The organism is Acidimicrobiia bacterium, assembly GCA_040878325.1.
In the GTDB taxonomy this organism is placed as follows: domain Bacteria; phylum Actinomycetota; class Acidimicrobiia; order Spongiisociales; family UBA11373; genus JAUYIV01.
On the sequence record JBBDMM010000002.1, the window covers coordinates 68,713 to 83,893 of the forward strand.

Genomic DNA, 15,181 nt, shown 5'->3' on the forward strand with positions numbered 1-15,181 from the left:
GCCCCGAGAAAGCGGTCTTTCCCCGGAGAGAGCCAGACGGCCGACCCACCCCATCTGGCATCATCAGCGCATGACAGGCACTGATCCGTGGGCGGGTGCCGCCCAACCGCGCCCCGACGCCCCCACGAGCCCCCGCCGCAGCCTGGTTTCAGGCCCCAATCTGCCCTATTTGTTCGTGGTCATCATTGCCCTCTCGTCGCTCACGGGCTTCCTGATACTCCAGAATCCATTTGGAGGCGACACGACGGCTGCGGCGCCGACGACCTCGGTCGCGAGCGATGCGACGACGACCACCGCCCTGGGGACGACCACAACCGGCGGCGACGGGGGCACCTCGACCACTGGCCCCCAGGAGCCCATCGGTGTCCTCGACCACATCGGCCTCGAGCTGCTGACCGACGGCCTGTCACAACCGGTGGGCGCGTGGTCCTTCCCGGGGGATGACCGGGTGTTCGTGATCGAACGCGGGGGACGGGTGAGGATCGTCGACGAAACCGGGCTCCAGGGGACCCCGTTTCTCGACCTGACCGATCGAGTCAACTCGGGTGGCATCGAAAACGGCCTTCTGGGACTGGCCTTCCACCCCGACTACCCGACCAATGGTCGCCTGTTCGTCTACTACACCTATACCGAGTCAGGGGACGATTCGCCCGACTCCCGCATCGCCGAGTTCCGCGCCGCCAACGGGAACGCCTCTACGGCCGACCGCTCCACCGAGAGAGTGATCCTCGAGGTCGAACAGCGGGGGATCCGCCACCGCGCCGGCATGCTCCAATTTGGCCCGGACGGGAACCTCTGGATCGCGTTCGGCGATGGCGGCCTCGGTGACTACAGCGCCCAGGACCTCGAGAGCCACCAGGGAAGCATCCTGCGGATCGATGTCGACACAAACGACCCTTACGCCATCCCGGATGACAACCCGTACGCCGCCGGAGGCGGACTTCCGGAGATCTGGACCTACGGCCTCCGCAACCCGTGGCGCTTCTACATCGACTCCGTCGACAACCTCATCTACATCGGCGACGTCGGCCAGGCGGGAGTCGAAGAGGTCAACGTTGCGTCGCTGTCCGACGCCGGGTTGAACTGGGGATGGCCCAACTTCGAGGGTGACAACTGCTACCTGCCCACCGACGGCTGCGACATGGGGGGCTGGGTCGGCCCTACTGCCTCCTTCGGGCACGAGGACGGGGCATGCTCAGTCACCGGCGGGATCGTCTACCGGGGTGCCGCGATGCCCGAGTTGGTGGGCCACTACTTCTACGCCGACTGGTGCATCGGCTTCATCAGGTCGTTCCGCTACGTCGACGGCGAGGCTACCCAGGAGAAGGACTGGACCGCCGACATTGCCGGTCTCGGCACCCTCCAGATCTCATCATTCGGCTGGGACGGCGACAACGAGCTGCTGGTGGTGGACTCGAACGGCGGGTTGTATCGGGTCGTACCGGTGAGGTAGCCGCCCATGTCATCGCGGCGTACCGCAATGCGCGATGCGCAATGAGCAACGCGGGTCGGCCGCGACGCGCCGCGCATCGCGCATCGCGCATCGCGGGCCGCGGAGCGAGCTTCACACCGGCAGCCCCAGGTCGCGTGAAATGAGCAGTCGCTGAATCTCGCTGGTGCCCTCGCCGATCTCCAGAACCTTGGCATCGCGATAGAGGCGGGACACGGGGGTGTCGTCGATGAAGCCCGCTCCGCCGAAGATCTGGGTGGCATGCCGGGACGCGGTCACCGCTGCCTCGGATGCGTACAACTTGGCGATGGCTGCCGCAGCGCGGTGGTCCATTCCTGAGTCGCGCAACCAGGCGGCGCGATAGGTCAGCAGCCGGGCCGCCTCGATCGCGACGTGCATGTCGGCGATGCTGAACGCCACGGCCTGATTGGCCCCGATCGGCTTGCCGAACGCCTCGCGTTCCTTGGCGTAGGCGAGGCTGTAGTCGAAACAGGCGCGCGCCACTCCCACCGACATGGCGGCAATGGCAATGCGTCCCTCGTCGAGAATCGACAGGAACTGACGAAGGCCCTGGCCCCGCTCACCCAGGATGGCGTCTGCCGGCACCCGGCAATCTTCGAGCCGCACCGGGTGGGTATCAGAGCCGCGCCACCCCATTTTGTGATAGCCCGGCCCCACGATCAGACCAGGGGTGCCGGCCGGAACGATGAACGCGGAGATCTCGTCCTGCCCGGTGAGGGCGGTGACGGTCACCAGCGAGGTGATCGCGGTGCCGGAGTTGGTGATGAACGCCTTCTCGCCATTGAGCACCCACTCGCCCCCGTCCTGCTGTGCCCTGGTGCGGGTGGCCCTGGCGTCGGAACCGGCGTCGGGCTCGGTCAGGCCGAAGGCGGCCAGGGCGCGTCCGGCGAGCAGGTCGGGCAACCACCGCGCCTTTTGCTCGGCGGTCCCGAATCGATTGATCGGGTTGGCTCCGAGGCCGACGGCCGCCTCGAGAGTGATCGCCATGGATGAATCCGCCCTGGCGATCTCCTCGACCGCGATACAGAACGTGGCGAAGCCGGCGCCCGACCCGCCGTACTCCTCGGGAAACGGCAGCCCGAAGAGGCCGAGGTCGCCCATCTTGCGGACCACCTCTAGAGGGAACTCGGCCGATCGGTCCCACTCGGCGGCTCGAGGAACGATCTCGGCTTCGGCGAAATCGCGGACAACGCGCCGGAAGGCCTCGTGCTCGGGTGAGGGGGAGAAGTCCAATGCGGGGCGGAGGATAATGGTGAAAGTGATGCTGAGGTTCACGGAGGACGCGCGGTGGGGGCCCACCGCCTACCGCCAACCGCCAGACGCGCCGGAATATGGCCGCATCTGTTGGGGGAGTCGCGAGTCGCTCCCCTATCCCCCGCCTTCTCTCGGGCCCACTATGGGGCCGGCGAGGCTGGAGAGGGAGCCGTTGATTCCGGCGGCGCGAGTGAGCGGCAGGCCGGTCTCGACGTCCACCAGGACGAAGGTGGTCGCGGGCCGGATGGCCGCCGGAACAATCTGTACCTCCTCGAGCGAGAACCCCCGCCAGGCAGTGCCCTCGACGACGACTCCCGACGGGAGCGGTGGGGCAGTGCGGAGCGGCGAACCGGACATGCACCGCACGGCAGGCCGGCCGATCTCGTCGATCAGCACCGCGGTGCCGCGCTGCAACACCGCCAGCCTGGTTGAGATGCGACCGTCAAGGTAGCCGTGGTCGGTGACCACCGTGTCGCGCAGCAACACCACCGGGGTCAGGGTCTCGAGCACCGTGGGGATCGCGGCGACGTCGATTCCGGCCGCGGTGGCCCAGGCCAGCCCGGCCTGTTCGTTCCGGGAGAGATAGGCCGCCAGCGCACCGACGTCACACACGTCGCCCCGTTCGACCGCGCCGTACGCCCCAGGACTGGTACCGACCCGGAACTGCGACCCCGTCTGGGTGGTGGCGGGCCCCGAGCAGGGGCCGTAGGGGCTCCAGTCGTATCCGCGCAGCGACCCGCCAGCGTCGGGCAATCCGATGGAAATCGCGACCGGACGGGATCCTTCGACGGTTACACACACCGCCGATCCATCGCCTGCTTGCAGCGTGAAACGGCCGTCGTCGTCGCGGCCATCCCCATCGGTATCGGAGAGATCGTCGAGTGCGGCGGTGGCGCCGAGAACGCGTTCGGCCACCCGTCGAATGTCGGTGACCGTCAACTCCCCGCTGGCGTCACGCTCCCGCATCAACTCGTGTCCGAAGTCACCCGCCGCCAGTTCGTCGGCCAACGAGTGACGGCGGTGCGGCGACTCGAGGGCAGCCGCATTGAGCGGGGGCAATGCGATGAGCAGCGGATCGACCGCGAGGTCGACCGCGATGGGGTTGGTGAAAGGTCCCTGGCCCGGGTCGTCGATTGTCTGCAGCACCACCACGCCGATCCCGCGCCCGATGGCGAACTCGACGCCATTCGACGGTTGACGGTCGCCATGGACCGTCAACACCACCACCCCGGCGACGGCGACGGCCAGCCCGAACGCAGTGATCGCGCCGAGCACGCGCAGAAACCCCGCCGACCCGAATTCCCCGTCGCCCATATGACCAAGAGTAGTTGACACGACTACGCATGGTGACAGCGTCCTCCCCTGCCGGCTTCGGCGGGGGGAGGGGGACCGCCCGCAGGGCGGGACGGAGGGGGCAGCGGAGACAGCGTGCGGTCCAACGACTGAGCCTCTCCAGAAACCCAGAGGTCAGCTGCCCCCCTACCCCGGAGGCCGCTACTGTCCCGCCACCGTGACCCACCTCTCCGCGCTGGTCGGGATCGTCGCCATCTCCTTCTCGGCGATCTTCGTGCGGCTGGCCGACGTGTCCCCCACTACGGCCGCACTTTTTCGGGCGGCGTATGCGATCCCATTTCTCTTCGCGGTGCACCTGGCTCGCCGCCACCCCCGGCCGCGACGGGCGCGGGTGTTGGCCTTCTCCGCCGGGGTGCTACTGGCCGTCGACTTGACGATGTGGCACATCGCCATCGAATACATCGGGGCCGGGCTCGCCACCGTCGTCGCCAACGTCCAGGTCGTCTGGGTCGGCATCGTCGCCTGGATGGTCTATCGGGAGAAGCCGACCAACACGGCATTTGCCGTGGTCCCAATGGTGCTCGTCGGCATTGCCCTGATCGGCGGCCTCGGCCGGGACGACGCCTTCGGAGCGCGTCCCCTCCTCGGAGCACTGCTCGCCGCTGGCGCGTCGATCACCTATACCGGATTCCTTCTGCTGTTTCGCGCCTCGAACCGCTCACTTGGCCCCACCGCCGGGCCCCTTCTCGAGGCAACCGCCGGTGCCGCTCTAGCCATGTTCTTGATCGCCCCTTTCGACGCGGGCTTCTCGCTGAAGGTCGAGTTTCCGGCACATGGATGGCTCATTGCGCTGGCGGTCATCGGCCAGGTGTTCGGATGGCTGCTGATCGCCGGAGCGCTGCCCCGCCTGCCCGCTCTGGAGACCTCGGTGATGCTGCTGGTGCAACCAGCGTTGACCGTCTTGTGGGCCCGCCTGCTCTTCGACGAGAACCTCGCGGCCATCCAGTGGACGGGGGTGGCGATCGTGATGACCGGTGTCGCCATCGCCGGAGCGCGCGGTTCCGTCCGCCCTCCGGCGGCTACTGAAGTTGCGGAAACCACACTCCCAGGTCCCTGAAGAACCGGGACCGCGGCAATGCGTCGTGGGCCCCCAACGACCGAGCCCGCACCATCGCCATGTCGTCGACGTGGGGCCCAAATGCGATGACCCGCCCGGCGGACCCGGATAGCGCACGGATGGCAGCGTCGGCGCCGGGTTCCTCCAAGTCGACAAACCCCACCGCCCACGTGACGTCCGGTGGAATTTCGCCGACCACATCGAGCCGATACCCGGCTGAAACCGCCTGCTGTTCGATCCGGGTGCGATCCATGAGATTGCGGGACACGAGCACGGCCGCGGGCCGAATCGAGGCCGCTTTGGCGGCGCCCCACTGAAGGTGGGCACGCCAGGCAGCCTCACCCAGGTCCTGCGACGAAGCCGGGGCGAGTCCGAAGAGGTCACCCGGCAGCGCCACGGCCGCTACCTCGTCTCGAGGGACCGCATCGATTCCATGCCGACCGAGCGCGTCCGTAGGAAACCGCATTGCCTCCTGGAAGAGCTCCAGTGGTGATCGTCCCTGTTGAGCGAACGGCAAGGCGAGCAGCTCCGAAAGCTCACCAGCGAGCCACTCCTCCCCCTCGCCGATCGATTCACCGACCGAGGGCCATCCCGCCGACTCGATCCGACTCTCGACATAGGGCCGATAGGCCGCAACGAACGCGCCGACGAGGGCTTGAGCAACCGATTGCACCAACCGAGCGTAAGCGAACTACTCCGAGATGTTTCCCCGCGAACCGCCAATCGCGCCCGAGCGATTCGACGGCCCACATCAAGCCGACGGTGCGTCGGGTGAGCGCCCTGAACGAGGCGGTAGAGTCACCCTCCAATCCCACTTGAGAGAAGGTAGAAATGCGCCGTCTGATCGTCTTGGCAGCGCTGGTGGCCGTCGTGGCCTCGGCCTGCAAGATCGAGACAAACTTCGGCGTCGTCATCAACGCAGACGGCTCCGGGACCATCAAGGCCGAGGTCGGCATGGACGACGAGGCCCAGCAGTTCCTTTTGACGGAGGGCGGCGACCCCTTCGAGGGCAACGACCTGTCGGAGGTGCCTGGAGCCGTTCAGACGACCGAGACCCGAGGCGATCTCGACTATTGGATCATCGAAGTCCCCGTAGCGGACGTGACCCAGATCGAGGAGGATGTCACCTCCGCCGAGAACTCGCTGCTGAGCGAGTTCGACGTCGAAGTCACCGACACCCTCATCACGGTCCGGGCCACCGCGGCGGCAGAAGATGCCATCGGCGAGGACACCGAAGGCTTCGACCCGTCGGTCCTCGAGGATTCGCTCTCCTTCAACGTCCGCATCACGCTCCCCGGCAAGATCCTGGAGCACAACGCCGACAGCCGCGAGGGCAACACCCTCATCTGGGCAGTGCCCATCCTCGGCGGGACACTCGACGTCCAGGCGCAATCGGATCCGAGCCAGCCCGAAGACGGCGGCGGAGGCGGCGGGATCCCGATGTGGGTGTGGATCGCCATCGCCGCCGCGGTCGTTGCCGGAGCCGTCTACTACTTCATGCAGCAGCAGAAGAAGGCAGGCGCTTCACCGGCGGTAACCGGCGAAATGCAGGCCGCCGCCCCGGCGGCCGACGACCCCTTCGCCGTTACCGCTCCGCCGGCGCCCGAGCCGCCTCCCCCACCACCCGCGAACGAGTAGTGCGACTGGTCGTAGTGGACTTGATCCCGGCCCTCCTCTCGTGGGAGGGCCGGGATCATTCCCGGGACCCCCAGGTGGCCCCCGACGCGGCTACCGCACTCGGCGACCTGTTCATGCGGTTCCGAATGGCAGGGGTGGTCGACGCCGCGTCCGAAACGAGCGGCAGCCAGCTGCGCGATCACCTCGGACGGAACGAATTGCTCGACTATTTCGACATGGTGGGAACGACCGCGGAATTCGGGCCGACGATGTCGCCGCGAGTGATGCGTCGCATCGTCCGGGTGCTCGGGGGTCCCGACGACCGGACCCTTCTCGTGACCGCCCGATCGGAACTGATCGAATCGTTCTCGCGGTCGCGGATCCCTCTCGTGATCACGACGATGGCTGAATTCGGGTCGGTGGTGGAAGTCGTCGACGGCCTCCTCGGCGGGGGCCGGATCAACCCGTGAAGACCTGCACGGTCATCAACCCGAGCGGACCCCGGATGACCGCGATCCCGACCGTCGCAAACTCGCTGCCGAGAATGTTGGCTCGATGGCCCGGGCTGTCCATGAGACCGTTGTGCACCTCGTTGGGCGTGGCCGCCAGCGCAAGATTCTCGCCCGCGAGTCGGTAGGAGATCCCCGCGGCACGAAGCCTGTCGCCGACGCTGCCGGTCCGGGGCGACTCGTGGGCGAAGTAGCCCTCGACATACATCTCGCGCGCGTGTCGCGCCGCCACGCCGGCCAGATCCCCGCTCCACCGCAGCGGCTCGAGGCCGGCCTCGACGCGGGAAGCGTTCACCTTCTCGAAGATCTCCTCCGCCGTGTCACGATCGCGCTCGAGGTCGTCGGGATCGACCGGAGGGATCTCCAACGACTCTCCGGGGCCGATGACCACCTTCCGATCTCCGACCAGTTCCCGGAGGTTCAGCATCGCCTCGACGATCCGGTCGCCGGCGAAATCGGCGAAGACGTCCTGGGGCAGTCCGTCCGGATCGGTGAGGGTCCTGGCGATCAGCGAGTCGTCGAAGTGGCCGGCAACAGTCGGCGGCATGGGCAGGATCACGCCGATCGTCATTACCAGGGTGGCAACGAACACCCCCCACGCGGCAGCCAGGCTCGCCCCACCCGCCCGGTTCACCCCGTTGAGGCCCGGCAAGCGGAACCGCCCCTCGATGAGCCTCGCGGCGATCGCGGCGCCGGCACCGACCACGAAGAAGACGACCGAGCCCCCGATCAGCCTTGCCACGGGCTCGGAGAACCCGAACAACGCTGACAACACCGAACCCACCAGGGGGGCGAGACGGAACGCAAGGATGATCCCGACGATCAGGCCGGCCAAATCGAAAGCCTCGCGTACGAAGCCCCGCGCCCACCCGCGAACGAGCAGGTAAGCGAGCAACAGCAGCGCAAGGAAGTCGATGAGCATCAGGATTCGAGCTCGATGCGCATGCGCTTGTTGCCCTTTCCCTTGCTCTCGGTCTTGACCACCGCCACCCGGCCGACCTCCGAGGTATTCGCCACATGGGTGCCACCGTCGGCCTGCTTGTCGATCGTGCCGATCTCGACGACGCGGATCGGGTCGACGGAGTCGGGGATCAAGTTCACCTTGGTCCGAATGAGATCCGAGTCCGCCAGTGCCTCGGCCCGGGGGATAAAGAGAACCTGAACCGGGTGGCCCTCGGCCAGGGCACCGTTGAGCCTCCGCTCGACCTCCTGGCCGAACTCCACCGACATGGTCTCGAGTTCGAAGTCCATCCGGGCAACCCCGGGCTCCATGTTCCCGCCAGTGACCTTCGCCCCCCAATCGCGCCAGATGACCGCAGAGAGGACATGGAGGGCGGTGTGGGTCCGCATCAGCCGGTAGCGACGCTCCCAGTCGATCGTCCCGGTGACCGTCGTCCCCGGCACCGGCGGATCACCATCGGGTAGGTGAACCACCTGCCCCTCGCGCTTGTAGGTATCGGCGATCCGAACCGATCCACCCGCCCATTCGAGCAGGCCGGTATCCCCCGGTTGTCCCCCGCCCCGCGGATAGAAGACCGTGCGGTCGAGAACGATCCCGTCCTCGGCCACTTCGACGACGATGCCAGCGGCCTCGCGCAGATAGGCATCAATGCCAGCCAATTCATCCGTCATTCGACCTCCTCCAGGTCGCGAAACCAGAATCTAACCGAGGGGGGTGACACGGCGGGCGCGGCGGATCGTCGTCAGCACGATGAGGGCGATGAGACCCAACCCACCAACCGCAAGCGGCCATATCGGCACCGACCGAGATGACGGCTCGGGTTCTGGCTCCGGAACGGTTGTCGTCGTGGTCGTCGGAACTGGGGGCGTGGCCAGCTCGATCTCGACGCTCACCGAACCCGAGGGGGTCTCCATCGCAACCAACCATGGCCCGGGTCCGGCGAGCGGAGTCTCGGGGCACTCGACCATGGTGGGGGCTGAAACGCCCCCCGCAACGATCGAACACGGCAGGGCGGAGCCTCCGTCGACGACCAGCACGAGTCCCTCGTCGGGCACATCCACCATCGCCCGGATCTCCGCTCCACATGCCACCGAGGCGGTGCCGCGCGTCACCGGCTGACACGACATTACGAGATCGGCCGGGTCGGTCAGCGCTTCCCTCCCGGTCCACAGCGCCAGGATCGCCTCGACCCGCCTGCGGTTCACGCTGCCGAAGACGGGCATGGACGTCGAGTTCATGATGGAGTCGGCCGTCGGCCGCACCGCGTCGTCGCCGTCCGAGTAGCACCCGGAGACCTCATACCCGACTCGGACCCGATCGGTGAAGAATGGGTCCACCCACAACGACGTTCGCTCCAACGCCGCGATGTACCGGTACACGAAGGGATCGATCTCGCCTTCGAGATCCCCCCACCAGTCCTCCGCAGTCGATTGGTCGGGGGCACAATTCGGATATCCGTGGGTCACACCCCGCTCTGGCTCGGTGTACTCGTCCCTGAGGTCGAACAGCGAGTGCCCCCACTCATGGGCGAGGGTCGTAGCCTCGCCCAGCGGCCACTCTCGGGGCAGCGACAGATACGCCCCGGCGAGCTCGAGGCCGTCACGTGAGATCGCGGTCGGCCCATTCGGGCTCGTGAAGGAGGTCCACCCGGCCTCCGACCGACCGAACCTGCCCACGGGATTGAGATGAAGTGAAGTCACCGCGACGTCGGGCAGGCCGAGGTCGGGTGCCGGCGGGCCGAAGCCGAACGGTGGGGCCGAGTGGACCAGCGCCCGCGGATCACCCACGAGATCATCAAGCACCCATATGTTGAACCGGTACCGCGCCGAGTCGAGCGGTTCGATCGAGAAGGGCCCGAACTGGATCGTGGCGATCAGTTCGGGCGGGGTCTCGTCCGACACGGGCCTCCCGTCGAATCCGAGGACCCAGGGCCCGTCCCAGGTCAGCAGCTGGCGAGCCAACTCGAGGGCATCCTTCACCGACTCGAAGCCGCTCGGGGCGAACACGATGTTGATGCGGTCCGCCTTCGGCCGATTCCATCCCGGGACCACCTCGAGCAGTTCACCGGTACCCACCTGGAACAACTGCCCCCCTGGCACAGGCACGCACGACTCGGCGGTGTCACCCAGGCAGGGGGTCACGCGATAGCGTCCTGGTGGCAGGGAGGCGACGTCGATTTCGATGATCTCGAACGCGTTGCGCTGTACCGCGCCGACCTCCACCATGTGCAGCACTTCGCTCCCGTCGCGATCGGTCACCAGGGCATACGCGGTGTCGGCGTTCACCGATGACTCGACCCATACTTCGAGGCGATCTCCCTCGATCACATACGGCTCCCGTCCATAGGTCGGGGTGAAGTTGACCCCGTGAGTCGACCAGTCGACCGCCTCGAACGACGCCAGATATGGCGACAGCTCACCGGAAATGAGGACGCGAACCGACCGGTTTCCCGTGAAGTAGTAGGCGTTCAGGCCGAGACACACCAACTCCATGGCTTCGACGACACAATCGGCCTGGTCGTCGTTCGCGTCGTCGAATTCGATGTCCTGATCGGCGACATGCGGCCCGAAATACGGGTCGAGCTGTCCAGGGCGAGCGAGGGGAAAGCGGCAGTCGACGAATTGGCCCTCGAGCACGGTCTCGGGAGAACACGCTCCCTGCATGACGTCATCGATCGTCAGATACCCCTCCACCTCGCCCGCGTCGGCTGGAGCCGGGCCGAGCGATTGGGTGACCACGGCACAAACCAAGACGATGGCAAGGCGAATGGGGAACGTGACCGACCTCCGGGTCGGGAGTGTAGGTCGGGGCTGGATTAGCTCTCGGGAGGGTCGTCGTCGCCGTCCAGGAGCCGGGTGATGAACGTGTCCGGCACCGGATCGTCGTCGATGACGGCTTCGCGCGCCTCTTCCCAGGACTCGCCGAGCATCCTGGTCCGCCAGTAATGGCCGACGATGATCTTCACCGCCGCCATCACGGGCACTGCGAGGAGAACGCCCCAGAACCCGCCGATCGACGCAGCGGCGATCAAGCCGAGCACGATGACGGCGGGGTGGATCCGAACGGTGGCCCGCAAGACGGTCGGGCTGATGAAGTGATTGTCCACCTGCTGGACGATCAGTGCCACCAGCCCGGCCCATAGCGCCGTCTGGAAGTCGGTGGTGGCGAGGGCCACCATCACACCCAGAATGCCCCCGACCCAGGGGCCCACGAACGGGATGATGTTGAGGAACCCGGCGATCATCCCGATCAGGAGCCAGAACGGAAGCCCCACCAGCCAGAAGCCGAAGCTGGTCATCACCCCCACGATGAGGGCAACCAACAACTGACCCCGGAGGAAGCCGCCAACCGCCGCACCCAGGTCCCGCCCGACAAACGAGATCTCGGCCCGGTGGTTGGGCGGGATCAACTCGAGGGTCTTTCGCCTCACCGTTGGCAGGTCGAGCAGCACGTAGAACGCGATCACCGGAGCGAGCGTGAGCAGAAGGATGGTCTCGAGCACGCCGAGGGTCACCTCAGTGATCCGGCCGAGGTGTTCGCGGAAGAACCCGTCCTCGGCGAACTCGTCTTCGAGTCGGTCGTAGTCAGGAAGGTCCACGTTGTCGAGTCCCAGCCCGGCGGCGAGGCTCTCGATGTCGGCGACGATCTCGTCGTAGATCCGGGGGAAGTCGTCGGCCAGCTCGGCGGCCTGGTCGGCGATGCTGGGGATGACGAGAAAGCCGATCAGTGTCAGCAGTCCGGCGAGGACGGCATAGGAGAGACACGATCCCAGCCACCGCGCGACGCCGCGTCGAGCGAGGAGGTTCACGATCGGGTTGAGCACGTAGATGATCGCGATCGCAAAGACGATCAGCGGCACGATGATCCACACCCGGGTGACGAGCCAAATGAGCGTGGCGATGAGGAAGATGGTGCCCAGCAGGCTCCACGCCACGACCCCGACCCGCCGGATCCCCGACCCGCGTTCCCGGCGCACCGTCAACCGCCGCGGTGGCCGTCGCCGAGGACCCGATCGACCCGCCGCTGGCGGGCTTGCTCACGCACTCGTCGCAGCCGACGAACGATGAGAGGCGCCACCCGCTCGGCAGCCGGGTCGTCCATCAGGCGACGCAGCGCCTGGTAATAGCGGGTGCTGCTCATCCCGAGGTACTCACGAATCGCCCGATCCTTCGGACCCGGATACGTCCACCATGATCCCTCGAAATCGAGCACGGCCTTGTCGGCATCTGTGAGCACAGTCAGAGGGTAAGGGGGAGGTGGGACAGAAACGGGGATTTGGTCAGCAGTCTCCAGTCGCCAGTCTCCAGTCGCCAACCAGAAGAAGCCACGGCTCCAGCCACAGCTACAGCCAGACAGTCGCAGGCAGCCTCTGCCTCCCGCCCCCGCCTCCAGCCAGAAAGAGCCCCAGCTTCAGCCTCGGCTCCAGCCAGAACGCCGCAACCGGCCCGGAATTGTCTGGCCAGGTCTGGCTGGGGCTGTAGCGGGGGCGGGTGCTGGGTCGGCAATTGCCAATCGCCAATTGCCACTCTGTTTACTCTGGCAGCGCGCCGGGTTAGCTCAGTTGGTAGAGCACCGCTCTTGTAAAGCGGATGTCGTCGGTTCGATTCCGACACCCGGCTCCGACCGGCTCCGGCCACGACCACGGCTCCAGCCAGAGCTGGTCCAACCGGCTCCGGCCACCGCCACCGCTCCAGCCAGAGACCGCGGGTTACCGGGTTGCTGGAGCCGGAGCCGGAGCCGGAGCGAGCAAAGCGGGTCACCGACGCGTGGGCCGGAGCTGGAGCCGTAGCCGGAGCGTCAGGGTTTGGGCCGTTCGGCCCAACCCCTGACCCGCGCCACCTCGTACATGGCCAGGGCGGCGGCGACCGAGGCGTTGAGGCTCTCCATCGCGCCGATCAGGGGGATCGACGCGATCACGTCGGCCCTCTCCCGCGCGAGCCGGCTGACTCCCTCCCCTTCGGCGCCCAGCACCAGGGCAATGGGTTCGGCCAGCAGTTCGAGCCCGAAGAGGGAGCGGTCGCCGTCGGCGTCCAGCGCCACCACCCACACGTTCAGCGACTTGAGATCGGAAACGGCGCCGGCGATCGACGACACCTCGGCAATGGCGAGGGCCTCGAACGCGCCGGCCGCCGTCTTGAATGCCGTTGCACCCAGAGGGGCGGCCCGATGCCGCGGGACCACGATGCTGGCGATGCCGGCGGCGACCGCAGTGCGGGCAATGGCGCCGACGTTGCGAGGGTCCTCGACATGGTCCAGGACGACCAGTGCCGGCGGGCTCCCCGCGGCAACCGCTTCTTCCAGCGACACCAGAGGAATCGGATCGCAGGATGCCAGGACTCCCTGGGGGGCGTCGGTGGTGGCGGAGCGGCGTACGTCTTCGACGACCTCGACGGGGACCCCACGCCGCTCTGCCTCGTCGACCAGATCGGCGAGCCCCTCGACGCGGCCCCTCTCGACCGTCAGCCGGCGCACCCGACCGGCGTCGAGCGCGGCGCGAACCGCGTGAATCCCCTCGACACTCTCACCGATGCCAGCGCGTGCCATCGGCACCATCCTCCAGGACGATCCCCATGGCCGCAAGGCGGTCCCTGATCCGATCCCCGGTCGAGAAGTCGCGGGTGGCGCGTGCCTCGGCCCGTTTGACGATCAGCCGACCGACGACGTCACGCGGTTCACCGCCGGGAATCCCCACCTCGGCTGCCAAATCATCGAGGCGAACGGCGACGTCGCCGAGCGAGTCGTACGGCTCGTCGATCCCGAGAACGCCCACGATCACATCGAATGCGGCGGTGATCGGCCCGGGGTCCTCGCCGGAATCGAGTAGTCGATTGCCCTCCCGCACGGCGTCGAAGAGGACGGCGAGCGCTTCGGCAGTGTTGAAATCGTCGTCCATGGCGGCCCGGAAGCGCTCGATCACATCGGCATCCGCACCGCCATACTCCCCCGCCCGGCGCCGGAAGGTCCAGAGGCGCGACAGTGACGCCTCGGCATCTGCCAGGAGATCATCCGCGAACTCGATGGGCTGGCGGTACTGCGCCCGAAGGTAGAACAGGCGGACCGCCTCAGGAGTGTGTGAGTCGAGCGTCTCGATCAACCCCACCACGTTTCCCACCGACTTGGCCATCTTCTCGCCGCGCAGCGTGACCATGCCGTTGTGGAGCCAGTAGCGAGCGAAGGGTTCGCGCCCCTCGCCGGCCTCCGATTGGGCGATCTCGTTCTCGTGGTGGGGGAACACCAGGTCGAGCCCGCCCCCGTGGATGTCGAACCCGAATCCGAGGACCTCGAGAGCCATCGCTGAGCACTCGATGTGCCACCCGGGACGCCCCGGGCCCCACGGCGAGTCCCAGACCGGCTCACCCGGCTTGGAAGCCTTCCATAGGGCGAAGTCGAGCGGATCGGACTTGTCGGGACCCGGCTCGATACGGGATCCACTCCGCAGTTCGTCGACGTCCCTGCCGCTGAGTTTCCCGTAGGCCGGAAAGGACCGCACCGCGAAGTAGACGCTTCCCCCGGCGGCGTAGGCATGCCCCCGATCCACCAGGTTCGAGATGAGGTCGATCATCTGAGGGATGTACTCCGTGGCGTACACCAGCGTGTCGGGTGCAGAGACCCGAAGTCGTCGATAGGAGTCGAGGAACTGTGCGGTGGTACGCCGCGCGATCTCGGCAGGAGTGGTGCCCGCTTCGGCGGCCGCGGCAATGATCTTGTCCTCGACGTCGGTGATGTTCGTCACGAACCGCACCCGGTACCCGCTCCATTGGAGATACCGGCGAATCACGTCGAACGCGACCGCCTGGCGGCCATGCCCCACATGGGGAGCAGACTGCACGGTCGGACCGCACACATACAGGCTCACCTCGCCCTCGATCCGGGGCTGAAGGATCTCGAGGGTGCGCCCGAGAGTGTTGTGGACCTGCATTCGGTCGATGGTATCCGAGCACCCGGTTCGCCCGGTCGCG

At 67.1% G+C, this 15,181-nt stretch carries 14 protein-coding genes and 1 tRNA gene; 5 read left to right on the top strand and 10 right to left on the bottom strand.

All coding sequences use genetic code 11. The features are described 5' to 3' along the window. Nucleotides 1–70 precede the first annotated feature (70 nt). Nucleotides 71–1,453, top strand: coding sequence for a PQQ-dependent sugar dehydrogenase (locus WD184_01210; protein MEX0825367.1), 1,383 nt, complete (start codon nucleotides 71–73; stop codon nucleotides 1,451–1,453). Nucleotides 1,454–1,564: 111 nt separating this feature from the next. Here the strand turns inward: WD184_01210 and WD184_01215 are convergent, their stop codons facing one another. Both WD184_01215 and WD184_01220 read right to left on the bottom strand, forming a co-directional pair. Beyond that, nucleotides 1,565–2,704, bottom strand: coding sequence for an acyl-CoA dehydrogenase family protein (locus WD184_01215; GenBank protein ID MEX0825368.1), 1,140 nt, complete (start codon nucleotides 2,702–2,704; stop codon nucleotides 1,565–1,567). Between the two features lie 135 nt (nucleotides 2,705–2,839). Next, nucleotides 2,840–4,039 (bottom strand): DUF6777 domain-containing protein, encoded by a 1,200-nt coding sequence (locus WD184_01220; protein ID MEX0825369.1) that lies wholly within the window; start codon nucleotides 4,037–4,039, stop codon nucleotides 2,840–2,842. Between the two features lie 196 nt (nucleotides 4,040–4,235). On the opposite strand from WD184_01220, the gene WD184_01225 reads away from it, so the two are divergent. Further along, nucleotides 4,236–5,135, top strand: coding sequence for a DMT family transporter (locus WD184_01225; GenBank protein ID MEX0825370.1), 900 nt, complete (start codon nucleotides 4,236–4,238; stop codon nucleotides 5,133–5,135). On the opposite strand, the gene WD184_01230 is transcribed toward WD184_01225, so the two are convergent. Next, nucleotides 5,098–5,808 carry a hypothetical protein gene (locus tag WD184_01230; protein MEX0825371.1) on the bottom strand — a complete coding sequence of 237 codons (711 nt, stop codon included), beginning with the start codon at nucleotides 5,806–5,808 and terminating at the stop codon, nucleotides 5,098–5,100. The genes WD184_01225 and WD184_01230 overlap by 38 nt on opposite strands. Nucleotides 5,809–5,966: 158 nt before the next feature. On the opposite strand from WD184_01230, the gene WD184_01235 reads away from it, so the two are divergent. Beyond that, complete coding sequence (locus tag WD184_01235; protein MEX0825372.1) at nucleotides 5,967–6,773, top strand: hypothetical protein; 807 nt, start codon at nucleotides 5,967–5,969, stop codon at nucleotides 6,771–6,773. After that, nucleotides 6,773–7,222 (top strand): hypothetical protein, encoded by a 450-nt coding sequence (locus WD184_01240; GenBank protein ID MEX0825373.1) that lies wholly within the window; start codon nucleotides 6,773–6,775, stop codon nucleotides 7,220–7,222. Before WD184_01235 ends, WD184_01240 begins: the two co-directional genes overlap by 1 nt. Here the strand turns inward: WD184_01240 and WD184_01245 are convergent. The 5 genes from WD184_01245 to WD184_01265 form a co-directional block, all read right to left on the bottom strand. Continuing rightward, complete coding sequence (locus WD184_01245; GenBank protein MEX0825374.1) at nucleotides 7,212–8,183, bottom strand: CvpA family protein; 972 nt, start codon at nucleotides 8,181–8,183, stop codon at nucleotides 7,212–7,214. The two genes, WD184_01240 and WD184_01245, sit on opposite strands and share 11 nt — an antisense overlap. After that, nucleotides 8,183–8,893 (bottom strand): alanyl-tRNA editing protein, encoded by a 711-nt coding sequence (locus WD184_01250; protein MEX0825375.1) that lies wholly within the window; start codon nucleotides 8,891–8,893, stop codon nucleotides 8,183–8,185. Before WD184_01250 ends, WD184_01245 begins: the two co-directional genes overlap by 1 nt. Nucleotides 8,894–8,923: 30 nt before the next feature. Continuing rightward, on the bottom strand, nucleotides 8,924–10,960 hold the full coding sequence (locus tag WD184_01255) for a hypothetical protein (protein ID MEX0825376.1): 2,037 nt from the start codon (nucleotides 10,958–10,960) through the stop codon (nucleotides 8,924–8,926). Nucleotides 10,961–11,037: 77 nt separating this feature from the next. After that, nucleotides 11,038–12,198 (bottom strand): AI-2E family transporter, encoded by a 1,161-nt coding sequence (locus WD184_01260; protein ID MEX0825377.1) that lies wholly within the window; start codon nucleotides 12,196–12,198, stop codon nucleotides 11,038–11,040. 2 nt (nucleotides 12,199–12,200) lie between these two features. Then, a complete protein-coding gene (locus WD184_01265; protein ID MEX0825378.1) occupies nucleotides 12,201–12,458 on the bottom strand; it encodes a DUF3263 domain-containing protein in 258 nt (85 codons plus the stop codon). A 310-nt stretch (nucleotides 12,459–12,768) separates the two neighbouring features. On the opposite strand from WD184_01265, the gene WD184_01270 reads away from it, so the two are divergent. Further along, nucleotides 12,769–12,841 (top strand) — tRNA-Thr (locus tag WD184_01270). Nucleotides 12,842–13,019: 178 nt separating this feature from the next. Here the strand turns inward: WD184_01270 and rlmB are convergent. Next, the gene (gene rlmB / locus WD184_01275; GenBank protein MEX0825379.1) at nucleotides 13,020–13,766 is read right to left on the bottom strand and encodes a 23S rRNA (guanosine(2251)-2'-O)-methyltransferase RlmB; all 747 of its coding nucleotides are present in this window, start codon (nucleotides 13,764–13,766) and stop codon (nucleotides 13,020–13,022) included. After that, complete coding sequence (gene cysS, locus WD184_01280) at nucleotides 13,744–15,141, bottom strand: cysteine--tRNA ligase (GenBank protein MEX0825380.1); 1,398 nt, start codon at nucleotides 15,139–15,141, stop codon at nucleotides 13,744–13,746. Before cysS ends, rlmB begins: the two co-directional genes overlap by 23 nt. Between the last annotated feature and the right edge of the window lie 40 nt (nucleotides 15,142–15,181).

Coding starts and splice junctions, on each gene's coding strand:
- WD184_01250 (MEX0825375.1), bottom strand. CDS start 8,893: ATGACGGATGAATTGGCTGGCATTGATGCCTATCTGCGCGAGGCCGCT.
- WD184_01210 (MEX0825367.1), top strand. CDS start 71: ATGACAGGCACTGATCCGTGGGCGGGTGCCGCCCAACCGCGCCCCGAC.
- WD184_01235 (MEX0825372.1), top strand. CDS start 5,967: ATGCGCCGTCTGATCGTCTTGGCAGCGCTGGTGGCCGTCGTGGCCTCG.
- cysS (MEX0825380.1), bottom strand. CDS start 15,141: ATGCAGGTCCACAACACTCTCGGGCGCACCCTCGAGATCCTTCAGCCC.
- rlmB (MEX0825379.1), bottom strand. CDS start 13,766: ATGGCACGCGCTGGCATCGGTGAGAGTGTCGAGGGGATTCACGCGGTT.
- WD184_01245 (MEX0825374.1), bottom strand. CDS start 8,183: ATGCTCATCGACTTCCTTGCGCTGCTGTTGCTCGCTTACCTGCTCGTT.
- WD184_01220 (MEX0825369.1), bottom strand. CDS start 4,039: ATGGGCGACGGGGAATTCGGGTCGGCGGGGTTTCTGCGCGTGCTCGGC.